At 74.0% G+C, this 26564-nt stretch carries 1 protein-coding gene and 1 pseudogene; both read left to right on the forward strand.

Annotated elements, in window-relative coordinates:
- On the forward strand, window positions 1-20586 hold the full coding sequence (locus tag AB0E24_RS40400) for an SDR family NAD(P)-dependent oxidoreductase (RefSeq protein WP_359384619.1): 20586 nt from the start codon (window positions 1-3) through the stop codon (window positions 20584-20586).
- Window positions 20587-20712: 126 nt separating this feature from the next.
- Window positions 20713-26526 (forward strand): annotated as a pseudogene (locus AB0E24_RS40405) (type I polyketide synthase); the annotation flags it as partial.
- Between the last annotated feature and the right edge of the window lie 38 nt (window positions 26527-26564).

Raw genomic sequence — 26564 nt, forward strand, 5'->3', positions numbered from 1 at the left:
GTGAACGACGACAAGCTCCGCACCTACCTCAAGCGGGTCACGACCGATCTGCACCGCGCGAGTCAGCGGCTGGCCAAGCTCGAGGCGAAGGACACCGAGCCCATCGCCATCGTGGGCATGGCCTGCCGCTACCCGGGCGGCGTGAACAGCCCCGAGGACCTGTGGCGCATGGTCGCCGCGGGCACGGACGCCGTCACCCCGTTCCCGGACGATCGCGGCTGGGACCTGGAGCGGCTGTACGACCCGCAGGGCGACCGGCCGGACAGCAGCTACGCCCGCGAGGGCGGCTTCCTCGACGAGATCTCCGGCTTCGAACCGCAGTTCTTCGGCATCTCGCCGAACGAGGCGCTCGCGATGGACCCGCAGCAGCGGCTGCTCCTGGAGACCACCTGGGAGGCGTTCGAGCGGGCCGGTATCGACCCGCAGGCCCAGCGCGGCGCCCAGGTCGGCGTCTTCGCCGGCGTGCAGTACCAGGACTACGGCTCCCGGCTGCGCCAGGTGCCCGAGGAGGTCGAGGGATTCCTCGCCGGGGGCAACTCCGACAGCGTCGCCTCGGGCCGCATCTCCTACACCTTCGGCTTCGAGGGCCCCGCGGTCAGCGTCGACACCGCCTGCTCGTCGTCGCTGGTCGCACTGCACCTGGCGGCCCAGGCCCTGCGCGCCGAGGAGTGCACGCTCGCCGTGGCCGGCGGCGCCATGGTGATGTCGACCCCCGTCGCGTTCACCGAGATGAGCCGCCAGCGCGGCCTGGCCGCCGATGGCCGCTGCAAGTCGTTCGCCGCCGACGCCGACGGCACCGGCTGGGGCGAGGGTGTCGGCATGCTCCTGCTGGAGCGGCTCTCCGACGCCCGGCGCAACGGCCACCCCGTGCTCGCCCTGGTCCGCGGCACCGCCGTCAACCAGGACGGCGCCAGCTCCCGGCTCACCGCGCCCAACGGCCCCGCCCAGCAGCGGGTCATCCGCAAGGCGCTGACCAACGCCAAGCTGACCCCGGCCGACGTCGACGTCGTCGAGGCGCACGGCACCGGCACCCCGCTCGGCGACCCCATCGAGGCGCAGGCGCTGCTGGCCACCTACGGCCGCGAGCACAGCCCGGAGCAGCCGCTGCTCCTCGGCTCGCTGAAGTCGAACATCGGCCACACCCAGGCCGCCGCCGGAGTCGGCGGCATCATCAAGATGGTGCAGGCCATGCGGCACGGCCAGGTGCCGCCCACGCTGCACGCGGACCGGCCCACGCCCCAGGTCGACTGGGCATCGGGCACGGTCCGGCTGGCCACCGAACTCCAGTCGTGGCCCGAGGTGGACCGGGTCCGCCGCGCCGCCGTCTCCTCCTTCGGCGTCAGCGGCACCAACAGCCACATCGTCCTGGAGCAGGCACCGGCGCCCGAGGAGCCGAAGGAGACCGGGCCCGCCCCCGTGGCGGACGCCGACGCCGGCGCAGCGCCCGCAGCGGTGACCGCCCCGGCCGTCGTGCCCTGGACGTTCTCCGCCCGCAGCCCGCGGGCGCTGCGCGCCCGGGCGGCACAGCTGCGCGCTCTCACCGGTCTCGACCCGCTCGACGTCGGCCACTCCCTGGCCACCACCCGGGCCGCGCTGGAACACCGCGCCGTCGTGCTCGGCGGCGGCAGCGACGCCGACGCCGCGTTGGCCGCCCTGGCGAACGACGAGGAACACCCCTTCCTGGTGCGCGGCACCGTCCGCCCCACCCGCGACCTGGTCTTCGTCTTCCCCGGCCAGGGCGCTCAGTGGACCGGCATGGCGGTGGACCTCCTCGACGCCTCGCCGGTCTTCGCCGACCGGATCGCCCAGTGCGCCGAGGCGCTCGCCCCGCACGTCGACTGGTCCCTGGAGGACGTGCTGCGCTCCGGTGACTTCGACCGGGTGGACGTCGTCCAGCCGGTGCTGTTCGCCGTGATGGTCTCCCTCGCCGCCCTGTGGCAGGCCGCCGGGGTCCGGCCGGACGCTGTCGTCGGCCACTCGCAGGGTGAGATCGCCGCCGCCGTGGTGGCCGGCGCGCTCTCGCTGGAGGAGGGCGCACGCGTCGTCGCCCTGCGCAGCAAGGCGCTGAACGCCCTCGTCGGCCGCGGTGGCATGACCTCCGTCGCCCTCTCGGCGGAGGAGGCCCGGCGCCGCATCGGACCCGGTCTGTCCGTCGCCGCCGTCAACGGCCCCTCGTCCGTCGTGGTGGCCGGGGACACCGCCGCCCTCGACGCCCTCGAGACCTGGGACGACGTGCGCGTCCGCCGCGTCCCCGTCGACTACGCCTCGCACTCCGCCCATGTGGAGGAGATCCGTGAGGAACTGCTCACCACCCTGGCGGGCCTGACCCCGCGCAGTGCCGAGATCCCCTTCTACTCCACGGTGACCGGCGGCCTGCTGGACACCGCGGCCCTCGACGCCGAGTACTGGTACCGCAACCTGCGCCAGACCGTGGAGCTGGAGACCGTCGTCCGCGCGCTCGGCGCCGCGGGCCACGATGTGTTCGTCGAGGTCAGCCCGCACCCGGTGCTGACCTCGGCGATCGAGGAGACGGTCGCGGGCACCGTCGTGGGCACACTGCGGCGGAACGCCGGCGGCTGGGACCGGTTCCTGCTCTCCCTCGCCGAGCTCCACGTGGCGGGCGTCCCCGCCGACCTCACCGCGCTCCTGCCCGGCGGCTCCCGCGTCGACCTGCCCACCTACCCCTTCCAACGGGAGGCGTACTGGCTGGAGGACCACTCCGCCCAGCAGGGCGACGTGACCGCGGCCGGCCTCGGCTCCGCCGACCACCCGCTGCTCGGCGCGGTCGTCGCGCTCGCGGACGCCGAGGGCGCCCTGCTCACCGGGCGCCTCTCCGTCCGCACCCACCCCTGGCTCGCCGACCACACGGTCCGCGGCGCGATCCTGCTGCCCGGCACGGCGTTCCTGGAACTGGCCGCCCGCGCCGGTGACCAGGTGGGCTGCGAACGGGTCGAGGAACTCCTGCTGGAAACCCCGCTCGTGCTGCCTGAGCACGGCGCCGTCGCCATCCAGCTCGCGGTCGGCGCCCCCGACCCGTCCGGCCGCCGCACCATCACCCTGCACGCGGCTCCCGACGGCACGGACGAGTGGACCCGCCACGCCAGCGGCACCCTGTCCGCGGCCCCCGCAGCCCCCGCCGCCGACCTCACCGTCTGGCCGCCGCGGGACGCCACCCCGCTCGACGCCGCCGACATGTACGACCGCTACGCCGCGGCCGGCTTCGGCTACGGCCCGGCCTTCCAGGGCCTGCGCATGGCCTGGCGCCGCGGCGAGGAACTCTTCGCCGAGGTCGTCCTCCCCGACGACCAGCAGGACGCGGCCCGCCACTTCGGCCTGCACCCCGCGCTGCTCGACGCGGCACTGCACGTCACCGGACTCGCCGATGCCGCCGAGGCCCGGCTGCCGTTCTCGTGGAACGGCATGTCCTTGCACGCCCAGGGCGCCACGGCGCTGCGCGTCCGGATCGCCCCCGCCGGGCAGGACGCCGTCTCCGTGCACGTCGCCGACCCCGCCGGACGGCCCGTCGCCTCGGTGGAGTCCCTCGCGCTACGGCCGCCCGCCGAGGACGCCGTGCGCGCCCCGGGCGCCGATGCCGTCTTCCGCCCGGCCTGGACGGCGGTGACCGCCGCGCCCGGCACCGCCGGACCGGCCGGGACCGTACGCGTCGAGCCCGGCGGCGACGTCCGGGCCGCGGTGGGCCACGCCCTCGCCGAGGTGCAGCGGTGGCTCGCCGACGACGAGCCGGGACAGCTGGTGTTCGTCACCACCGGAGCGGTGTCCGCCGCCCCGGAGGAGGACGTCACCGACCTGGCGGGCGCCGCCGTCTGGGGCCTGGTCAGGTCCGCCCAGTCCGAGCACCCCGGCCGCTTCGTGCTCGTGGACACCGACACCGAGGGCGCCGAGGCGCCGCTCGTCACCGGCGAGGACCAGCTCGCGGTGCGCGGCGCCCGCCTCCTCGCCCCCCGCCTGGAGCGCGCCCGCTCCGACGGCCCACCGGCCGCGCTCGACGGCACCGTGCTGATCACCGGTGGTACCGGCCTGCTCGGCTCCCACCTCGCTCGGCACCTCGTCACCCACCACGACGTACGCCACCTCGTCCTGCTCAGCCGCACCGGGCACGCCCCGGAGCTGCATGCGGAGCTGACGGGGCTCGGCGCCGAGGTCGACATCGTGGCCTGCGACGCCGCCGACCGCACCGCCCTGGCCGCGGTGATCGACGGGCTGCGCCGGCCGCTGTGCGCCGTGATCCACGCCGCCGGCGCGCTCGACGACGGCGTCATCACCGCCCAGACCCCGGAGCGCGTCGACACCGTCCTGCGGCCCAAGGTGGACGCCGCGGTCAATCTGCACGAGCTGACGCGCGACCGCGACCTGGCCGCGTTCATCCTGTTCTCCTCCGCGTCCGGCGTCTTCGGCGGCCCCGGCCAGGCCAACTACGCCGCCGCCAACGCCTACCTCGACGCGCTGGCCCAGCACCGCCGCGCGGCCGGACTGCCCGCCCAGTCCCTCGCCTGGTCCCTGTGGGAGCAGGCCAGCGCGATGACCGGCCACCTCGACGAGGCCGACCTGCGCCGCATTGCCCGCTCCGGCATGCCGCCCCTCACCGTCGAGCAGGGCCTGGAGCTGTTCGACCGGGCGCTGGCCGCCCCGGACCCGCTGCTCGTCCTGATGCGCCTGGACCTGCCGGTGCTGCGCGCCTCCGCCGACCCGGTCCCGCCGCTGTTGCGCAGCCTGGTCCGTACCCCGGCCCGCCGGGCCGTCGCCGCGCATGGCACCGCCGAGGACACCACCTCGCTGGCCGCACAGCTCGCCGCCCTACCCGCCGCCGACCGCCTCGGCGCCGTCGTCGACCTGGTCCGCACCCGCGTCGCCACGGTCCTCGGCCATGCCTCCGCCGACGTCATCGACGGCAACAGGGCCTTCCGCGACCTCGGCTTCGACTCGCTCGCCTCGGTCCAGCTGCGCAACCGGCTCAACGCCGTCACCGGCCTGAAGCTCCCGGCGACGCTGGTCTTCGACTACCCGACCCCGATCGCGCTCGCCGAGCACCTCCTCGTCGAACTGGGCGAGGGACGGACCACGGCCACCAGCGCCGTCCAGGCCGTCGCCGTGGACGAGCCGATCGCGATCGTCTCCATCGGCTGCCGCTTCCCCGGGGACGTCCGTACCCCCGAGGACCTGTGGAACCTGGTCGCCTCCGGCGGCGACGCCATCGCCGCCTTCCCCGGCGACCGCGGATGGGACCTGGACGGCCTGTACGACCCCGAGGGCGTCCGCCGCGGCAGCTCGTACGCCCGCGAGGGCGGCTTCCTCGCCGAGGCCGCCGACTTCGACCCCGGCTTCTTCGGCATCAGCCCGCGCGAGGCGCTGGCCATGGACCCGCAGCAGCGGCTCCTCCTGGAGACCAGCTGGGAGGCGTTCGAGCGCGCGGGCATCCGCCCGCAGGACCTCAAGGGCAGCGCCACCGGTGTCTTCGCCGGTGTGATGTACCAGGACTACGCGGCGCGCGTCACCGAGGTGCCCGAGGAGATCGAGGGCTTCCTCGGCACCGGCACCTCGCCCAGCGTGCTGTCCGGCCGCATCGCGTACACCTTCGGCCTGGAGGGCCCGGCGGTCAGCGTCGACACGGCGTGTTCGTCGTCGCTGGTGGCGATGCACCTGGCGAGCCAGGCGCTGCGCTCGGGTGAGTGCTCGCTCGCGCTCGCCGGCGGTGTCACCATCATGTCCACGCCCGCCCTGTTCACCGAGTTCAGCCGGCAGCGCGGCCTCGCCGCCGACGGCCGCTGCAAGGCGTTCGCGGACGCCGCCGACGGCGCCGGTTTCGGTGAGGGCGTCGGCGTGGTGCTTCTGGAGCGTTTGTCGGACGCGCGGCGCAACGGTCACCCGGTGCTCGCGGTGGTCCGTGGCAGTGCGGTGAATCAGGATGGTGCGTCCAACGGTCTGTCGGCGCCCAATGGTCCTTCGCAGCAGCGGGTGATCCGGCAGGCGCTGGCCAATGCCGGGCTGAAGGCGTCCGAGGTGGACGTGGTGGAGGCGCATGGCACGGGCACGTCGCTGGGCGATCCGATCGAGGCGCAGGCTGTGCTGGCCACTTATGGGCAGGACCGTGAGCGGCCGCTGTGGCTGGGCTCGCTGAAGTCCAACATCGGTCATACGCAGGCGGCGGCCGGCGTGGCCGGTGTGATCAAGATGGTCCAGGCGATGCGACACGGCGTGCTGCCCAGGACGTTGCACGTGGACGCGCCGTCGACGCATGTCGACTGGACCGCGGGCCAGGTGGAGCTGCTGACCGAGGAACGGCCCTGGGACGGCCCGCGGCGGGCCGGTGTGTCGTCGTTCGGTCTCAGCGGTACGAACGCCCACCTGATCCTGGAGCAGGCCCCGGTGGAGGAGCCGGTCGCCGAGGAGGCCACCGGGGCGCCCGTGGTTCCGGCCGTGGTGCCCTGGGTGGTCTCGGGTCGTTCGGCGGAAGCAGTGCGTGCCCAGGCGGGGCGGTTGGTGTCGCTCGCGGATGAGGACCGTGCCGCGGTGGGTGCGGGTTTGGCGGGCCGCTCGGTGTTCGAGCACCGTGCGGTGGTCCTCGGCGGTCCGGCCCAGGAGCTCGCGGCTGGTCTGCGGGCGCTCGCCGACGGCGAGCAGCGGGCCGACGTCGTCTCCGGTGTCGCGTCCGCCGTGGGCAGGACGGTGTTCGTCTTTCCGGGGCAGGGCTCGCAGTGGGCCGGTATGGCGGTGGAACTGCTGGACTCCTCACCGGTGTTCGCGGCACGGTTCGCGGAGTGCGAGCGTGCGCTGTCCCCGTTCGTGGACTGGTCGCCGACGGACATCGTGCACTCCGGTGACTTCGCCCGGGTCGATGTGGTGCAGCCGGTGCTGTGGGCGGTGATGGTGTCGCTTGCCGCACTGTGGGAGTCGGCGGGCGTGCGTCCGGACGCGGTGGTGGGACATTCACAAGGTGAGATCGCCGCCGCCGTGGTGGCGGGCGCGCTCTCGCTCGAGGACGGCGCACGGGTGGTGGCATCGCGGTCCAAGGCGATCACAGCCCTGGCGGGTCGTGGTGGCATGGTGTCGGTGCCACTGCCCGTGGACGAGGTCCGCGGGCTGTTGCCGGACGGTGTGTCCGTCGCCGCCGTGAACGGCCCCTCCTCCGTCGTGATCTCCGGTGACCCGGCGGGTCTGGAGTCGGTGCTGGCGTCCATGGAGCGGGCCAGGCGTGTGCCCGTGGACTACTCGTCGCACTCGGCGCAGGTGGCGGAGATCCGCCAGGAAATCCTGCGTGTGCTGGAGGATGTCTCGCCGCGTGAGGCGAGGGTGCCGTTCTTCTCCACCGTCGATGTGGAATGGGCGGACGGTACGGGTCTGGATGCCGACTACTGGTACCGCAACCTGCGGCAGACCGTGGAGTTCGAAGCCGCCGTACGCGATCTGGCCGGCGCCGGCTTCACCACCTTCATCGAGGTCAGCGCCCACCCCGTACTGACCGTGGGCATCGACGAGGCCGTCGGGGACGAGTCGGTGGTCTCGGGGACACTGCGGCGTGACGAGGGCGGTCTGCGCCGGTTCCTGCGCTCGGCGGGTGAACTGTTCGTCCGCGGCGTCGCGGTGGACTTCACACCGTTCTTCGGGAACACCCCGGCCTACCCCGACCTGCCCACATACGCCTTCCAGCGACAGCGTTACTGGCTGGAGGCGTCGGCGGCGAGTGGTGATGTGAGTGCCGCGGGTCTGCGTGGTGTGGAGCATCCGTTGCTGGGTGCCGCGCTGCCGTTGGCGGATGCTGAGGGGTATCTGTTCACCGGGCGGCTGTCGCTGCGCACGCACCCGTGGCTCGCGGACCATGCGGTGAACGGGACGGTGTTGCTGCCGGGTACGGCGTTCCTGGAGCTGGCGCAGCACGCCGGCGAGCAACTCGGCTGTGCCACGGTCGAGGAACTGACCCTGGAAGCACCGATGGTCCTGCCCGACCGCGGCGGACTCGCGATCCAGGTCGTCGTCGGCGCGCCCGACACGGACGGCAGTCGGCGGCTGACGGTCCACGGCAAGGCCGAACACGCGCCCGCCGACCAGGAGTGGACCCGTTACGCGGGCGGCACGCTCACCGAGGCGACCGCTCCCGCCGACTTCACCGCCCACACGTGGCCCCCGGCCGGGGCCGAGGCGATGGACATCGACGGCTTCTACGACCGCATGGCCGGCAACGGCTTCGCCTATGGCCCGGCCTTCCAGGGGCTGCGCGCCGCCTGGCGGCAGGGCGACACCCTGTTCGCCGAGGTCGCGCTCCCCGACGAGCAGGCCGACCAAGCCGACGCGTACGGTCTGCACCCCGCACTGCTGGACGCGGCGCTCCAGGCCGCGGGTCTGGGCGCGTTCTTCTCCGGTGACGAGGCGCGGCTCCCGTTCGTCTGGCGTGGGGTCTCGCTGCTGGCGTCCGGCGCCGACGTGCTGCGTGTCCGGGTCCGCCCGGACGGGCCCGACTCGATCACCATCGCGGCCGCCGACGGGTCCGGCGAGCCCGTCGTGACGGTCGGCTCGCTGGTGGTCCGCCCGCTCAACCCGGCCCTGTTCCGTGCCTCCCGCGAGCTCCCGTACCACTTCCAGTGGCCGGTCCTGGCGCTGGACACCGACCGTACGCACCCGGAGCCCGAGGTGTTCGCCGTCGGCGTCGGCTCGGCGCACGAGGTGACCGCGCAGGTGCTCGCCCGGTTGCAGGACGCCCTCACCGAGGACGGCACCCTGATCGTCCGCACCAGGGCGGCAGTGGCCACCGAGCCGGGCGCCGACGTGGATCCCGCGCACGCCGCGGTGTGGGGCCTGGTCCGCTCCGCCCAGGCGGAGCACCCCGACCGCTTCGTACTGATCGACTCCGACGAGGCGTCCGACCACCTGGTGGCCGCCGCCGTGGCGACCGGCGAATCGCAGCTCGCGCTCCGCGACGGCATCGCCCACCAGCCGCGACTGGCCCGCGTCGGCACAGGTGACACCCTGCTGCCGCCCGCCGACGGCACGTCGGCCTGGCTGCTGGGCACCACGGAGCGCGGCACTCTGGAGAACCTGGCGCTGCTGCCCGCGCCCGAGCTGCTGGCACCCCTGGCCGACAACGAGGTGCGCGTCGAGATCCGCGCCGCGGGCATGAACTTCCGCGACGCGCTCAACGCCCTCGGCCTGCTCCCCGGCGAGCCGGGCCCGATGGGCATCGAGGGCGCCGGTGTCGTCACCGCGACCGGGCCGGGCGTCACCGGCCTCGCGGTCGGGGACCGGGTCTGCGGTGTGTTCGCCGGCTGCTACGGGCCGGTCGCGGTCGCCGACCGGCGGCTGCTGGCTCGGATACCCGACGGCTGGACCTTCGAGCAGGCCGCCGGCGTGCCCGTGGTCTTCCTCACCGCCTACCGCGGACTGGTCGACCTGGCCGGTCTGAGCGCCGGTGAGACCGTCCTCGTGCACGCCGCGGCGGGCGGCGTCGGCATGGCCGCCGTCCAGCTCGCCCGCCACCTCGGCGCCGAGGTCTACGGCACGGCCGGCACCGGCAAGTGGGAGGCGACCGGACTCGACACCGACCACCTGGCCTCCTCCCGGACGGCCGACTTCGAGAGCGCCTTCCTCGCCGCCACCGGCGGCCGGGGCGTGGACGTCGTCCTCAACTCCCTCACCGGCGAGCTGATCGACGCCTCGTTGCGCCTGCTGCCCCGCGGCGGACGCTTCATCGAGATGGGCAAGACCGACCTCCGCGACCCCGAGCAGGTGGCGGCCGCTTACGAGGGCGTGCGCTACCGGGACTTCGAGCTGATGGACGCCGGCCCCGACCGGATCCACGCGATGCTGACCGAGGTGCTCGGCCTCTTCGAACAGGGCGTGCTGACGCCGCTGCCGACCCGCGGCTGGGACCTGCGCCGCGCCCCCGAGGCGATGCGCTTCCTCAGCCAGGCCAAGCATGTCGGCAAGCTCGTCCTCACCCCGCCGCGCCGCCTCGACCCCGACCGCGCAGTCCTCATCACCGGCGGCAGCGGTGTGCTGGCCGGGCTCGTCGCCGAACACCTCGTGGCCGAGCACGGCATCCGCCACCTGGTCATGCTCAGCCGCAGCGGTGACGCGCCGGATGTTCCCGGCGCCGAGGTCCGCTACGTCGCCTGCGACGTCTCGGACCGGGACGCGCTGGCCGAGGTGCTGGGCTCGCTGGAGCGGCCGCTGACGGCGGTCGTGCACACCGCGGGCGTCCTCGACGACGGCGTACTGGCCGACCTCACCCCCGATCGCCTGGACCAGGTCTTCGGAGCCAAGGCCGACGCAGCCCTCCATCTGCACGAACTGACGCGGGACCAGGACCTGGCCGCCTTCGTGCTGTTCTCCTCGGCGGCGGGCAGCTTCGGCGCCCCCGGCCAGGGCAACTACGCCGCGGCCAACGCTTTCCTCGACGGCCTCGCCCAGCACCGGCGGGCGGCGGGGCTGCCCGCCCAGTCCATGGCCTGGGGCATGTGGACGCAGCGCAGCGGCCTGACCGCGCGGCTCGACGACGGCGATGTCGCCCGGATGGCACGCTCCGGCATGCCGCCGCTCTCCTCGGAGCAGGGCCTCGCCCTCTTCGACGCCGCCCTGGCGACGGACCTCGCGGCCCCCGTCATGGTCCGCGTCGACCACGACGCGCTGCGTCGGCAAGAGACCCTGCCCCCCGTACTGCGCGGCCTGGTGCGCGCGCCCGCGCGGCGGGCGGCCACCGGCGCGGGCGCCGGAGTCTCCCTCGGGGACCGGCTCGCGGCCATGCCGGAGGCGGAGCGGCAGCGGTACGCCCTCGACCTGGTGCGCGGTGCCGCGGCCGTGGTCCTCGGCCACGCCTCCCCGGACCTGGTAGAGGCCGGCAAGGCATTCCGCGAGCTGGGCTTCGACTCGCTCACCGCGGTGGAGCTGCGCAACCGGCTGACGAAGGCCACCGGCCTGAAACTGTCGGCCACCTTGGTCTTCGACTACCCGACCCCCACCGTCCTGGCCGGCCACCTCCTCGCCGAGTTGGCGGGCACCCGTACCGCCGCGGCCGCCCCGGTGGCCGCGGCCTCCGATGAGCCGATCGCCATCGTCGCCATGGGCTGCCGGTTCCCCGGCGGCGTCAGCACTCCCGAGGCGCTGTGGGAGCTGCTGGCCTCGGGCGGCGACGCGATCACCGGGCTGCCCACCGACCGCGGCTGGAACGTCAGCCGCCTCTACGACGCGGACCCCGACCACGCGGGTACCTCATACGTGCGCGAAGGCGGCTTCCTCGACGCCGTGGGCGAGTTCGACGCGGGCTTCTTCGGCATCAGCCCGCGCGAGGCGCTGGCCATGGACCCGCAGCAGCGGCTGCTCCTGGAGACCAGCTGGGAGGCGTTCGAACGGGCCGGCATCGACCCGGCCTCGCTCAAGGGCACGCCCGGCGGTGTCTTCGTGGGCACCAACAGCCAGGACTACATCACGCTGCTGGCCGGGGACCCGGACGCCGGTGAGGGCTACATCGCCACCGGCAACTCGGCGAGCGTCGTCTCCGGCCGGCTGTCGTACACCTTCGGCCTCGAGGGGCCCGCGGTCACCGTCGACACGGCCTGCTCTTCCTCCCTGGTCGCCCTGCACCTGGCGGGCCAGGCGCTGCGCTCGGGTGAGTGCACCCTCGCGCTCGCCGGCGGTGTCATGGTGATGGCCACGCCGGGCGGGTTCGTGGAGTTCAGCCGCCAGCGCGGCCTGGCCGCGGACGGCCGGTGCAAGTCCTTCGGGGCGGGCGCGGACGGCTTCGGCATGGCGGAAGGCGTCGGCGTCCTGCTGCTGGAGCGGCTGTCGGACGCGCGGCGTAACGGGCACCCGGTACTGGCCGTGGTGCGCGGCACCGCGGTCAACCAGGACGGCGCCTCCAACGGGCTCACCGCCCCCAACGGCCCCTCGCAGCAGCGCGTCATCCGGCAGGCGCTGGCCAATGCCGGGCTGAAGCCGTCCGAGGTGGACGTGGTGGAGGCGCATGGCACGGGCACGTCGCTGGGCGACCCGATCGAGGCGCAGGCGCTGCTGGCCACCTACGGGCAGGACCGCGACCGGCCGCTGTGGCTGGGCTCGGTGAAGTCCAACATCGGCCACACCCAGGCCGCCGCGGGCGTCGCCGGCATCATGAAGATGGTGCTGGCCATGCAGCACGGCACGCTCCCGAGGACGTTGCACGCCGACGAGCCGTCGCCGCACATCGACTGGGCCACGGGCCAGGTGGAGCTGCTGACCGAGGCCCGTGAGTGGCCCGACGCGAACGGCCCGCGCCGGGCCGGTGTGTCGTCGTTCGGCATCAGCGGCACCAACGCGCACGCGATCATCGAGTCGGTGCCCCCCGCCGCCGCGCCCGCCGCCCCGCCCGCCACGGTCGTGCCGTGGCTGCTGTCGGGCCGGACGCCGGAGGCCGTGCTGGCACTGGCCGAGCAGCTGCGGCCGCTGACCGGCGAGAACCCCGTGGACATCGGCCACACCCTGGCGACCCGCACCGCGTTCGAGTACCGCTCGGTCGTCGTCGGGCGGGACGCCGAGGACTGGACGGTCGGCCTGGCCGCCCTCGACCGCCCGGTCGCCGCCGGTGTGGGCAGGACGGTGTTCGTCTTCCCGGGTCAGGGTTCGCAGTGGGCGGGTATGGCGGTGGAGTTGCTGGAGTCGTCGCCGGTGTTCGCGGCGCGGTTCGCGGAGTGTGAGCGTGCGCTGTCGCCGTTCGTGGACTGGTCGTTGGCGGATGTGGTGCGGTCCGGTGATTTCGGCCGGGTGGATGTGGTGCAGCCGGTGCTGTGGGCCGTGATGGTGTCGCTCGCCGGGTTGTGGGAGTCGGTGGGTGTGCGTCCGGACGCGGTGGTGGGTCATTCGCAGGGTGAGATTGCCGCCGCTGTGGTGGCGGGTGCGCTGTCGTTGGACGACGGTGCGCGGGTGGTCGCCCTGCGCAGTAAGGCGATCACTGGGTTGGCGGGTCGTGGTGGGATGGTGTCGGTGCCGTTGCCGGTGGACGAGGTGCGGTCGCTGCTGCCGGAGGGTGTGTCCGTGGCCGCCGTCAACGGCCCGTCCTCCGTTGTGATCTCGGGCGATCCGGCGGGTCTGGAATCGGTGCTGGCCTCCGTGGAGCGGGCCAGGCGTGTGCCGGTGGATTACTCGTCGCATTCGGCTCAGGTGGAGGAGATCCGTGAGGAGATCCTGCGTGTGCTGGCGGGGGTGTCGCCGCGTGAGGCGACGGTGCCGTTCTTCTCCACCGTGGATGTGGAGTGGGCGGACGGCACGGGTCTCGACGCCGAGTACTGGTACCGCAACCTGCGGCGGACGGTGGAGCTCGAAGCCGCCGTACGCGGGCTGGCCGGAGCCGGCTTCGGCGCCTTCATCGAGATCAGCGCCCACCCCGTCCTCACCATGCCCATCGAGGAGACCGCCGAGGACATCGACGGCGACACCGCGATCCTGGCGGTCGGCACCCTGCGCCGCGACGACGGCGGCCTGCGCCGTTTCATGACCTCGCTCGGCACCGCCTGGGCACACGGCGTGGACGTGGACTCGGCCGCGCTGTACCGGGGCGGCCGGCAGGTGGCCCTGCCCACCTACCCGTTCCAGCGCGAGCGGTACTGGCTGGCGCCGCCGTCCCCGGAGGTCTCCACGGACTCCTGGCGCTACCGCGTCACCTGGCGCCCGGCCGTGCCCGAGGCACGGCCGCTGCCCGGCACCTGGCTGGCGGTCGTCCCGGAGGGACACCGCGAGGACGCCTGGGCGGCCGGGGCAATCCGCGCGCTCACCGAGCGCGGCGCCCGGGTCGAGGAGTACGTCGTCCCCGCCGGCACCGGCCGGGAGGAGCTGGCCGCGGCCCTGGCCGACCGGGCACGGCCGGAGGGCGTGCTGTCGCTGCTGGCCCTGGCCGAGCGGCCGGACCCCGCGCACCCGGGCCTGACCGCGGGCCTTGCGCTCACCACCGTGCTCACCCAGGCGCTGCACGACGCGCGCTGGACCGTCCCGCTGTGGTGCCTGACCCAGGGCGCCACCTCCGCGGCGGGCGACGGGGAGCCGCGGCACCCCGCGCAGGCGGCGGTGTGGGGGCTCGGCCGCGTCATCGGCCTGGAGCACCCGGAGTTCTGGGGCGGCCTGGTCGACCTGCCCACCGACCACGACGAACGGTCCGCCGCCACATTCTGCGACGTGCTCGCGGGCGGCGGCGACGAGGACCAGTGGGCGGTCCGCGGCGGTACCACCCTGGTGCGCCGCCTCACCCGCCCCCTGCCGGACGGACGGCCGGCCAGGCGGGCCTGGCGCCCCCGGGGAACCGTCCTGCTCACCGGTGCCACGGGCGCGGTCGGACCGTACATCGCCCGCTGGCTGGCCGCCGCGGGAGCCGAGCACCTGGTGCTGGCCGGGCGCCGCGGCGCGGACGTGCCCGGCGCCGCCGAACTCATCGCGGAACTCGCCGAGTCGGGGACGCGACTGGAGTACACCGGCTGCGATGTCACCGACCGTACGGCCGTGGCGGAGCTGGTGGCGCGGCTGGACGCGGCGGGCACCCCCGTCCGCGCGGTCGTACACGCCGCGGCTCTCATCCAGATCGCGTCGCTGGCCGACACCTCGCTGACCGAGTTCGAGGACGTCGTGCACGCCAAGGTCGCGGGCGCGGTCCACCTGGCCGAGCTGCTGCCCGACCTCGACGCGTTGGTCCTCTTCTCCTCGATCGCCGGCGTCTGGGGCAGCGGCGACCACGGCGCCTACGCCGCGGCCAACGCCTTCCTCGACGCCTACGCCGAGCACCTGCGCGGCCGCGGCACACCGGCCACCTCCATCGCCTGGGGCATCTGGAACACCCCGAACCTGGTGGAGTCCGCCGCCATGCCCGGCGGTCTGGACATGGACCGGGTACGCCGCCAGGGCCTGCCGTTCATCGACCCGCAACTGGCCGTCGCGGCCCTCCAGCGGGCCATGGACGACGACGAGACGGTCCTCGCCGTCGCCGAGGTGGACTGGTCACGCTTCGCTCCGGTCTTCACCTCCGCCCGGCCCCGTCCGCTGCTGGACGAGATACCGGAGGTGGCGGCCCAGGCCCGGGAGGAGACCCCCGCCGCCGCACCGGTGGCGGCCCAGCTGTCCGAGGCCGAGCTCGTCACGCTCGTCCGCGAGCAGGTCGCCTCGGTCCTCGGCCACTCCGGAGCCGACGCGGTCGATCCCAGGCGTGCCTTCCGCGACATCGGGTTCGACTCGCTCACCGCGGTGGAGCTGCGCAACCGGCTCAACGCCGCGACCGGCCTGCGGCTGCCCACCACGGTCGTCTTCGACCACCCCAACGTCCACGCCGTCGCCCGCCATCTGCGCGCGGAGCTGACCCAGGACACCGCGACCCCGGTGGCCACGGTCGTGGTCGCGGCCGAGGACGAGCCGATCGCGCTGGTGGGCATGGCCTGCCGGTTCCCGGGCGGTGTGAACAGCCCGGAGGAGCTGTGGGAGTTGCTGCGCGCGGGCGGTGACGTCATCTCGGACTTCCCGGCCGACCGCGGCTGGGACCTGGACGGCCTCTACGACCCGGACCCCGACAAGCCCGGCACGTCGTACACCCGGCACGGCGGATTCCTCGCCGGGGCGGGCGACTTCGATCCCGTGTTCTTCGGCATCAGCCCGCGTGAGGCGCTCACGATGGACCCGCAGCAGCGGCTGCTCCTCGAGACCGCGTGGGAGGCGTTCGAGCGGGCCGGCATCGACCCGGAGAGCCAGCGGGGCGAACGGGCCGGCGTCTTCGTCGGCACCGGCCACCAGGGCTACGGCGCCAACGCCGAGGTCCCGGAGGCACTCCAGGGCCAGATGGTCACGGGCGGCTCCGTCAGCGTGACGTCCGGCCGCGTCGCGTACACCTTCGGTCTCGAAGGGCCCGCGGTCAGCGTCGACACGGCGTGTTCGTCGTCGCTGGTGGCGATGCACCTGGCGGGCCAGGCGCTGCGCTCGGGCGAGTGCTCGCTCGCCCTCGCCGGCGGTGTCACCGTGATGGCCAACCCGGAGGGCTTCATCGGCTTCAGCCGGCAGCGCGGCCTCGCCGAGGACGGCCGCTGCAAGGCGTTCGCCGACGCGGCCGACGGCATGGGTATGTCCGAGGGCGTCGGCATGGTGGTACTGGAGCGGCTGTCGGACGCCCGCCGCAACGGCCACCCGGTGCTCGCCGTGATCCGCGGCAGCGCCACCAACCAGGACGGCGCGTCCAACGGCCTGTCCGCGCCCAACGGGCTCGCGCAGCAGCGGGTCATCCGGCAGGCGCTGGCCAACGCCCGGCTGGAGCCGTCCGACGTGTACGCCGTCGAGGCGCACGGCACGGGCACGACGCTCGGTGACCCGATCGAGGCGCAGGCCCTGCTGGCCACCTACGGCCAGGACCGTGAGGAACCGCTGTGGCTGGGCTCCGTGAAGTCCAACATCGGTCACACGCAGCTCGCCTCCGGCGTAGCCGGTGTGATCAAGATGGTGCTGGCGATGCGGCATGGCATCCTGCCCAGGACGTTGCACGTGGACGCGCCCTCGACGCATGTCGACTGGACCGCGGGCCAGGTGAGCCTGCTGACCGAGGAGCGGCCCTGGGACGGCCCGCGCCGGGCCGGTGTGTCGTCGTTCGGTCTCAGCGGTACGAACGCCCACCTGATCCTGGAGCAGGCTCCGGCTGAGGAGTTGGTGTCCGGGGAAGCGGTCGGGGCGCCTGTGGCTTCTGCCGTGGTGCCGTGGGTGGTGTCGGGGCGTTCGGTGGAGGCGGTGCGTGCGGGGGCGGCTGGGCTGGTGCCGCTGGTGGAGGAGGACCGTGCGGCGGTGGGTGCGGCGTTGGTGGGCCGTTCGGTGTTCGAGCAGCGTGCGGTGGTGGTGGGTGAGTCGGCCGAGGAGTTCGCTGCGGGCCTGCGGGCGCTCGCGAACGGCGAGCCGCTGGCCGGTGTCGTTTCCGGTGCGGTGTCCGCCACGGGCAGGACGGTGTTTGTCTTCCCGGGTCAGGGTTCGCAGTGGGCGGGTATGGCGGTGGAGTTGCTGGAGTCCTCGCCGGTGTTTGCGGCGCGGTTCGCGGAGTGTGAGCGTGCGCTGTCCCCGTTCGTGGACTGGTCGCTAACGGACGTGGTCCGGTCCGGTGACTTCGGCCGGGTGGATGTGGTGCAGCCGGTGCTGTGGGCGGTGATGGTGTCGCTCGCCGGGCTGTGGGAGTCGGTGGGTGTGCGGCCGGACGCGGTGGTGGGCCATTCGCAGGGTGAGATTGCCGCCGCCGTGGTGGCGGGTGCGCTGTCGTTGGAGGACGGTGCGCGGGTGGTGGCGTTGCGGTCGAAGGCGATCAGGGCGTTGGCGGGTCGGGGTGGGATGGTGTCGGTGCCGTTGCCGGTGGGGGAGGTGCGGTCGCTGTTGCCGGAGGGTGTGTCGGTGGCAGCCGTGAACGGCCCGTCCTCGGTCGTGGTGGCCGGTGACCCGGCCGGTCTGGAGACCGTCCTGGCCTCCGTGGAGCGGGCCAAGCGTGTGCCGGTGGACTACGCCTCGCACTCGGCCCATGTGGAGGAGATCCGCGAGGAGTTGTTGAGCGTGCTCGCGGCGGTGTCGCCGCGCAGTGCCGAGATCCCCTTCTACTCCACGGTGACCGGTGGCCTGCTGGACACCGCGGCCCTCGATGCCGAGTACTGGTACCGGAATCTGCGGCGGACGGTGGAGTTCGAGGCTGCTGTGCGCGGGCTGGTGGATGCCGGGCACTCCGCTTTCGTCGAGGTCAGCGCGCACCCTGTGCTGACGGTGGGGATCGATGGGGCGGTTGGTGATGAGGTTGTGGTGTCGGGGACGTTGCGGCGGGATGAGGGTGGTCTGCGCCGGTTCCTGTTGTCGGCGGGGGAGTTGTTCGTCCGTGGTGTCGGGGTGGACTTCACCTCGGTCTTCGGCGGCACTCCCACGTATCGGGATTTGCCGACGTACCCCTTCCAGCGGCAGCGGTATTGGCTGGAGAGGTCGGCGGCGAGTGGTGATGTGAGTGCGGCGGGTCTGCGTGGTGTGGAGCATCCGTTGCTGGGTGCCGCGCTGCCGTTGGCGGATGCGGAGGGGTATCTGTTCACCGGGCGGCTGTCGCTGCGCACACACCCGTGGCTCGCGGACCATGCGGTGAACGGGACGGTGCTGCTGCCGGGTACGGCGTTCCTGGAGCTGGCGCAGCACGCGGGCGAGCAGCTCGGCTGTGCCACGGTCGAGGAACTGACCCTGGAAGCCCCGATGGTCCTGCCCGACCGCGGCGGACTGACCCTCCAGCTGTCGGTGGGCGCGCCCGACGTGTCCGGGCGGCGCTCGCTCAACCTGTACGCGCGGGAGGAGGACGCGCCCGCGGACCAGGAGTGGACTCGGCACGCCACCGGTGCGCTGGCCACCGGCGGTTCGACGGCGGACGCCCTGACCGGAGCGTGGCCCCCGGCCGGGGCCGAACCCCTGGACACGACCGACCTGTACTCCCGCTTCGCCGAGCAGGGATACCAGTACGGGCCCGGCTTCCAGGGGCTCCGGGCGGCCTGGCACCGCGGTGACGAGGTGTATGCCGAGGTCGCCCTGGACGAGGCGCAGCGTGACCGCGCCCGGCGGTTCGGCCTGCACCCGGCACTCCTGGACGCGGCGCTGCACGCGCTGTGGCTGGCGGCCGTCGGGGCCGGCCCGTCCGCGGGCGAGGCCGGCGGCGTCCGGCTGCCGTTCAGCTGGGGCGGGACGAGTCTGTACGCGTCGGGCGCGACGGCCCTGCGGGTGCGGCTGACGACGACGGGCACCGACGAGGTCGCGATCACCGTCGCCGACGCCGCCGGATCCCCGGTCGCCACCGTCGAATCACTGGTGATGCGCCCGCTCGCGGCGGGACAGCTGGAGGCCGCCCGGGTGCGGTCGCTGTACCGGGTCGACTGGCACCCGGTGACCGCCGACGACACGGCCGTACCGCCGTACGAGGTGGCGGACTTCACCGGATCCGACGACGACGTGCACACCGTCGCGCACCGGGCGCTCGCCCGGGTCCAGGAGTGGCTGGCCGCGGAGCACGAGGACGACCGGCGTCTGGTGTTCGTCACCCGCGGCGCGGCCGGGCCCGACGCTCGGGACGCGGTGCACGCGTCGGTGTGGGGCCTGGTCAGGGCGGCGCAGAGCGAGCACCCCGACCAGTTCGTCCTGGTGGACCTCGGTCCTGCCGACGAGGTCGCCCAGTGGCTGCCGGCCGCCGTGGCCGGCGGTGAACCGCAGGTCGCGGTCCGGGACGGTGCGGTGCTCGCCGCCCGTCTGGTGCGGGCCGCGCCGACCGGCGAGGAGCCGAAGTGGGACCCGAACGGCACGGTGCTCATCACCGGTGCCGGCGGCGTCCTCGGCGGGCTGACCGCGCGGCACCTGGTGGACCGGCATGGAGTGCGCGACCTCGTCCTGGTCGGACGCTCCGGTCCCGACCCGGAGCTGGTCGCGGAGCTGACGGCGGCGGGTGCCCGGGTGGTGGCCGCCCGCTGCGACGCCGCCGACCGGGCCGCGATGGCCGAGCTCATCGCCGGTGTCCCGGCCGACCGGCCGCTGACGGGGGTCGTGCACGCGGCCGGTGTGCTCGACGACGCCCCGGTCATGTCGCTGACGTCGGAACAGCTGGACCGCGTACTGCGGCCCAAGGCCGACGCGGCGCTGCTGCTCGACGAGCTGACGCGCGGCCTGCGGCTCTCCGCGTTCGTGCTGTTCTCCTCGGCGTCGGCGACCTTCGGCGCGGCCGGCCAGGCCAACTACGCCGCGGCCAACGCCTTCCTCGACGTGCTGGCCGAGCGCCGGCGTGCCGAGGGCCTGCCGGCCCAGTCGCTGGGCTGGGGCTTCTGGGAACAGCGCAGCGCCATGACCGGCGGGCTCGGTGACCGCGAGGTGGCCAGGCTGACCAGCGGCGGCGTGCGGCCCATCGGCTCGGCCGACGGTCTCGCGCTGTTCGACGCCGCGTCCGCCATGGACGACGCGGTGCTGGTCCCGATCCACCTGGATCTGTCGCCCCGCGGCGGGCGGGTCCCGCCGCTGCTGCGGCACCTGGTGCGGCCCGCGGTACGGCGGGCTCCGGCCGTGGCCGAGGGATCGGCGGACGCGATGACGTTCCGGCAGCGCCTCGAGGGGCTGCCGGAGGAGGCGCGGCGGGACAGTCTGTTGGATCTGGTGCGGTCGACCGTGGCCGCGGTCGTCGCCTATGACGGGCCCGCCGCCGTGGACCCGGAGGTGACGTTCATGAGCCTCGGCTTCGACTCGCTGATGGCCGTCGAACTGCGCAACCGGCTCTCCGACACCGTCGGCACCCGTCTGACGCCGACCCTGGTGTTCGACTACCCGACCGCCTCGGGGCTGGCCGGCCACCTCTACGACAAGCTGGGGCTGGCCCCCGCGGCGGCGGCCGTCGCCGGCCCGGAGCCGGCCGGGGACGTGGACGAGTCCGAGGTGCGCGAGGCCCTGGCGGCCGTCTCCGTGGAGCAACTGCGCACGGCCGGAGTGCTCGATGTGATCCTGCGGCTGGCGGAGGAGGGGCGGCAGCGGACGACGGCCGAGCGGATCGACCACATCCGGAGCATGGACGTGGACGATCTTGTGCGCTGGGCCAGTGCCCTCGGTAATGACGAATCCTGACCTGGATCGACGTTTGTGGAGCTCATGATGACTGCCCCTCAGGACCAGGTGATCGCTGCCCTGCGCAGCGCACTGGTGGACAATGAACGCCTCAAGGAGGCCAATCAGCGTCTGTCGAAGCGGACCGACGAGCCGGTCGCCGTGGTGGCCATGGGCTGCCGCTACCCCGGCGGGGTCGCCTCGCCCGACGACCTGTGGACCCTGGTCAGCGAGGAGAGGGACGCCATCTCCCCGTTCCCCGAGGACCGTGGCTGGGACACCGGCGGCCTGTTCGGTGAGGGCGGACCCGACTCGCTGAGGTCCCACACCCGCGAGGGGGGTTTCCTCACCGACGCCGGCGCGTTCGACCCGGGCTTCTTCGGGATCTCGCCGCGCGAGGCGCTCGCGATGGACCCGCAGCAGCGGCTGCTCCTGGAGACCACCTGGGAGACCTTGGAAGGGGCGGGCATCGACCCGGGCACCCTGCGCGGAAGCAGGACCGGTGTCTTCGTCGGCCTGATGGGCACCGACTACGGTGGCCCCCTGCACCACGTCCCGGACGGCGTCGAGGCGTTCCTCGGCATGGGCACCCAGTCCAGCGTGGGATCCGGCCGGATCTCGTACGCCTTCGGCCTGGAGGGGCCGTCCGTCACCGTCGACACCGCCTGCTCCTCCTCCCTGGTGGCGATCCACCTCGCCGCGCAGTCCCTGCGCGCGGGGGAGAGCACACTGGCCCTGGCCGGCGGCGCGACCGTGCTGGCGGGCCCCGGCCTGTTCGTGGGGCTCAGCCAGCAGGGCGGCGTCGCCGCCGACGGCCGCTGCAAGTCCTTCTCCGAGGGCGCCGACGGCGCCGGTTTCGGTGAGGGCGTCGGCGTGGTGCTTCTGGAGCGGTTGTCGGACGCGCGGCGCAACGGTCACCCGGTGCTCGCGGTGGTCCGTGGCAGTGCGGTGAATCAGGATGGTGCGTCCAACGGTCTGTCGGCGCCCAATGGTCCTTCGCAGCAGCGGGTGATCCGGCAGGCGCTGGCCAATGCCGGGCTGAAGCCGTCCGAGGTGGACGTGGTGGAGGCGCATGGCACGGGCACGTCGCTGGGCGATCCGATCGAGGCGCAGGCGCTGCTGGCCACCTACGGGCAGGACCGCGAGCGGCCGCTGTGGCTGGGCTCGCTGAAGTCCAACATCGGTCATACGCAGGCGGCGGCCGGCGTGGCCGGTGTGATCAAGATGGTCCAGGCGATGCGACATGGCATCCTGCCCAGCACCCTGCACATCACCCGGCCGTCGACGCACATCGACTGGTCGGAGGGCGACGTCCGGCTGCTCACCGAGGCGGTCGACTGGCCCGAGTACGGGCATCCCCGGCGCGCCGGCGTGTCCTCCTTCGGGGTGAGCGGCACCAACGCCCACCTCGTCCTCGAGCAGCCCCCCGAGGCCGACGAGGAGCCCGCCGCGGCGGCGCCCGCGCCCGGCACGGCGGTTCCCTGGCTGCTGTCCGCGCGGACGGCCGACGCCCTGCGCGACCAGGCCGACCGGCTGCGGACCCACCTGGCGGCCCGGCCCGGCCTCGCGCCGGCCGACATCGCGTACTCGACCGCGACCGGCAGGGCCGCGCTGCCGCACCGCGCGGTCGTCGTCGGCGCCGACCGCGACGCCCTCGGCCGCGAACTGGAGCTGCTGGCCCGCGGTGAGTTCTCCGACCACACCGTCCGCGGCACCACCGCACCGGCCGGCAAGAAGGTCTTCGTCTTCCCCGGCCAGGGCGCGCAGTGGACGGGCATGGCGGTGGAGTTGCTGGAGTCCTCGCCGGTGTTCGCGGCGCGGTTCGCGGAGTGCGAGCGTGCCCTGACACCGTTCGTGGACTGGTCGCTGACGGACGTCGTACGGTCCGGTGCGTACGACCGGGTGGACGTCGTGCAGGCGGCGCTGTGGGCCGTGATGGTGTCACTCGCGGCGCTGTGGGAGTCCGCCGGTGTACGTCCGGACGCGGTCGTGGGTCACTCGCAGGGTGAGATTGCCGCCGCCGTGGTGGCGGGTGCGCTGTCGTTGGAGGACGGTGCGCGGGTCGTTGCCCTGCGGAGCAAGGCGATCACTGGGTTGGCGGGTCGTGGTGGGATGGTGTCGGTGCCGTTGCCGGTGGATGAGGTGCGGTCGCTGCTGCCGGAGGGTGTGTCGGTGGCCGCCGTGAACGGCCCGTCCTCGGTCGTGGTGGCCGGTGACCCGGCCGGTCTGGAGACCGTCCTGGCCTCCGTGGAGCGGGCCAAGCGTGTGCCGGTGGACTACGCCTCGCACTCGGCCCATGTGGAGGAGATCCGCGAGGAGTTGCTGAGCGTGCTCGCGGCGGTGTCGCCGCGCAGCGGTCAGATCCCCTTCTACTCCACGGTGACCGGCGGCCTGCTGGACACCGCGGCCCTCGACGCCGAGTACTGGTACCGCAATCTGCGCCGGACCGTGGAGCTGGAGAGCGTCGTCCGCGCGCTCGGCGCCGCGGGCCACGGCGTGTTCGTCGAGGTCAGCCCGCACCCGGTGCTGACCTCGGCGATCGAGGAGACGGCCACCGGGACCGTGACCGGCACGCTGCGGCGGAACGCCGGCGGCTGGGACCGGTTCCTGCTCTCCCTCGCCGAACTCCACGTGGCCGGCGTGCCCGTCGACTGGAGCGCGGCCTTCCGCACCGCCCGGCGGGTCGAACTGCCCACCTACGCCTTCCAGCACAAGCGGTACTGGCTGGACCCGGCCATCGAGCACCTCGGCGGCGCGGCCGACGGCCACCCGTTGATCGGCCGGCCGCAGCCCGTCGCCGACAGCGGCACCCTGCTGCACACCGGTCGCCTCTCGCTGCGCACCCACCCGTGGCTGGCCGACCACGCCGTCGGCGGCACCGTGGTGCTGCCCGGCGCGGCCCTGGTCGAGACCGTGCTGCACGCCGGCCGGGACCTCGGCTGCGGCCTGCTGGAAGAGCTGACGGTGGAGACCCCGCTCGTGCTCGACCCGGTCGCGCCGCTCACCGTCCAGCTGTCCGTGGAGGGTTCCGACCCGGCGGGGCGGCGTCCGTTCGCCGTCCACTCCACGTCCGGCGAGGGACCCTGGACCCGGCACGCCACCGGTTGGCTCGCGCCCGCCGGGGCCGGGGACACGGCGGCGGAGCCGGTCGGCGCCCCGTGGCCGCCGGCCGGGGCCGAACCGGTGGACATCGACGACCTCTACGGCACCTTCGCCGAGAGTGGCATCGCGTACGGCCCCGCGTTCCAGGGGCTGATCGCCGCCTGGCGCCTGGACGGCCGGATCTACGCCGAGGTTGCCCTGCCCGAGCAGCAGCGGTCCGGTCTGCGGCGGTTCGGCGTCCATCCGGCGCTCCTCGACGCGGCACTCCAGACCGTCGGCCTGACCCGCGACGGGGACGCGGGCGGGCCCGTCCTGCCCTTCTCCTTCGGCGGTGTCGCCCTGCACGGCGAGCCCGGCGGCGACCTGCGGGTCGAGACCACGGTGCGCGGCGAGAACGAGGTGTCCGTGCGCGCGGCCGACCGCGACGGCCGGCCCGTGCTCACGGTGGACTCCCTCGCGCTGCGCCGCCTCACCGGCCTGGCCCGCCACGACTCGCTGTACCAGGTGGCCTGGGTGACCCGCCCGCTGCCGCGGGCCGTGGAGCGCACCGACACCGTGGTCCGTGTCGAGCCGGGCGAGCCGACCGCGGCCGCGGCCCACGAGACCACCCGCCGGACGCTCGCCCGGCTCCAGGAGTGGCTGGCCGCCGACCACCCCGACGGCGCCCGCCTGGCCGTCGTCACCCGCGGCGCCATCGCCACCGCGGCCGACGAGGACGTGACCGACCTGGCCGGCTCCCCGGTGTGGGGGCTGCTCAGGTCCGCCCAGTCGGAGAACCCCGGCGCCTTCGTCCTCGTCGACACCGACGAGGAGAGCGAGCACCTGCTGGACGCCGCGCTCTCCTGCGACGAACCCCAGCTGGCGCTGCGCGGCGGCGAGTTGCGCGTGCCCCGGCTGCACCGGTCCGCCCACGAGAGCACCGAGCGGGAACTCGACCGGGACGGCACCGTCCTCGTCACCGGCAGCGCTGATGGTCTGGCCGGCCTGGTGGTGCGCCACCTCGCCACCGAGCACGGTGTCCGCCGGATCGTCCTGGCCAGCCGGCGCGGCCCGGGAGCCGAGGAGATCCAGCGGTTGGGCGCGGACCTCGGAGCCGAGATCGTCGGCGCCGCCTGCGACATGGCCGACCGGGACGCCCTGGCCGAACTGCTGGCGTCCGTACCGGAGCAGGCGCCGCTGACCGCGGTCGTGCACACCGCGGCCGTGCTCTCCGACGGCGTCCTCACCTCGCTCACCCCCGAGCAGGTCGACACCGCGTTGCGGCCCAAGGTCGACGCGGCGCTCAACCTGCACGAGCTGACGCGTGACCTCGGGTTGCGCGAGTTCGTCCTGTTCTCCTCGGCCGCCGGTGTCCTGGGCGCCCCGGGTCAGGGCAACTACGCGGCGGCCAACGCCTTCCTCGACGCCCTGGCGCACCACCGGCGCGCCCAGGGCCTTCCCGCCCAGTCCCTCGCCTGGGGCCTGTGGGAGCACAGCAGCGGCCTCACCCAGAACCTGGACGAGGCCGACGTGGCGCGGATCTCGCGCGGGGGAGTGGCGCCGTTCGACACCAAGCAGGGCCTGGCGATCATGGACCTGGCGCGTGGCACGGACGCGCCCGCGCTGGTCCCGGCGACCCTCACGGCCGCCACGCTGGAGGCCGTGCCCGAGGATGCCCCGGCCCTGCTCAGGGACCTTGTGCGGGCCCCGGTCCGGCGCTCCGGCGCGGTGCCCGAGCGGCGCGGCGCCGACGAGCTGCGCAGCAGCCTCGCCGGCCTGGGGGAGGAGGATGGCGAGGCCCTGCTCGGCGAGATCGTGCGCGGCCACCTCGCCACCGTCCTCGGCCACGCCTCGGCCGACGACATCGACGAGACCGCCGCCTTCCTCACCCTGGGCCTGGACTCGCTCACCGCCGTCGAGCTGCGCAACCGGCTGACCTCGGTCACCGGGCTGCGGCTGCGCCCCACCGTCGCCTTCGACTGCTCCAACCCCCGGGAGCTGGCGCGGTTCCTGCGTGCCGAGCTGCTCGCCGCGCCCGCGGCCGAGCCCTCGGCACCGCCGGTCTCAGCCCGCCGCGCAGGCCCGCTGGACGCCGCCGGTGAGCTGTTCCGGTACGCCGCGGAGCAGGGCCGGCTGAAGACGGGCGTGAAGATGCTCCACCAGGCCGCCCAACTGCGGCCCATGTTCACGGCCGTGGAGGGCCGCGAGGGCATACCCGGTCCGCTGCGGCTGGCCACCGGTGCCAAGCGGCCGAGGATCATCTGCCTCTCCGCCTTCGTCGCCCTGGGCGGCGCCCACCAGTTCGTCCGGTTCGCCTCGTTCTTCGGCCAGGAGTACGACGTCGCGGCGCTCGACGTGCCCGGCTTCCAGAACGACGAGCCGCTGGCCGCGGACGCGGAGGCGCTGGCCGATGTGTACTGTGACATGATCAGCGAACTGGTCGGCGACGACCCGTTCGTTCTGCTGGGCTCCTCCTCCGGAGGCGTGCTCGCGCACGCGACCGGCGAGCGGATGAGCCGGCGCGGTGTCGCCCCGGCCGGTGTGGTGGTCATCGATGGTTACCCGATGACCAGCCCGCATATCAACCGGGTCCAGGACCAGCTGCTCAAGGGCATGTTCGAGCGTGAGGAGCGCTTCGTCAGCCTGGACGGCACCCGCCTCACCGCCATGGGCTGGTACTGCGGGATGTACGAGTTCTGGGAGCCGCGGGCGGTGGACACGCCCACGCTGCTGCTGCGGGCCACCGTTCCCCTGGAGGGCATGACGGACGACCCGGAGAGCGAGGAGTGGCGCGCCGTGTGGCCCGCCACCAAGGTGCTGGACGTGCCCGGCGACCACTTCACGGTCATGGAGGACCACCTGGAGACGACCACGCGGGTCATCAAGGACTGGCTGGCCACTCTCTGACGTCGCGGGGC

The sequence above is a fragment of the Streptomyces malaysiensis subsp. malaysiensis genome (assembly GCF_040653035.1).
Lineage (GTDB): Bacteria > Actinomycetota > Actinomycetes > Streptomycetales > Streptomycetaceae > Streptomyces > Streptomyces malaysiensis.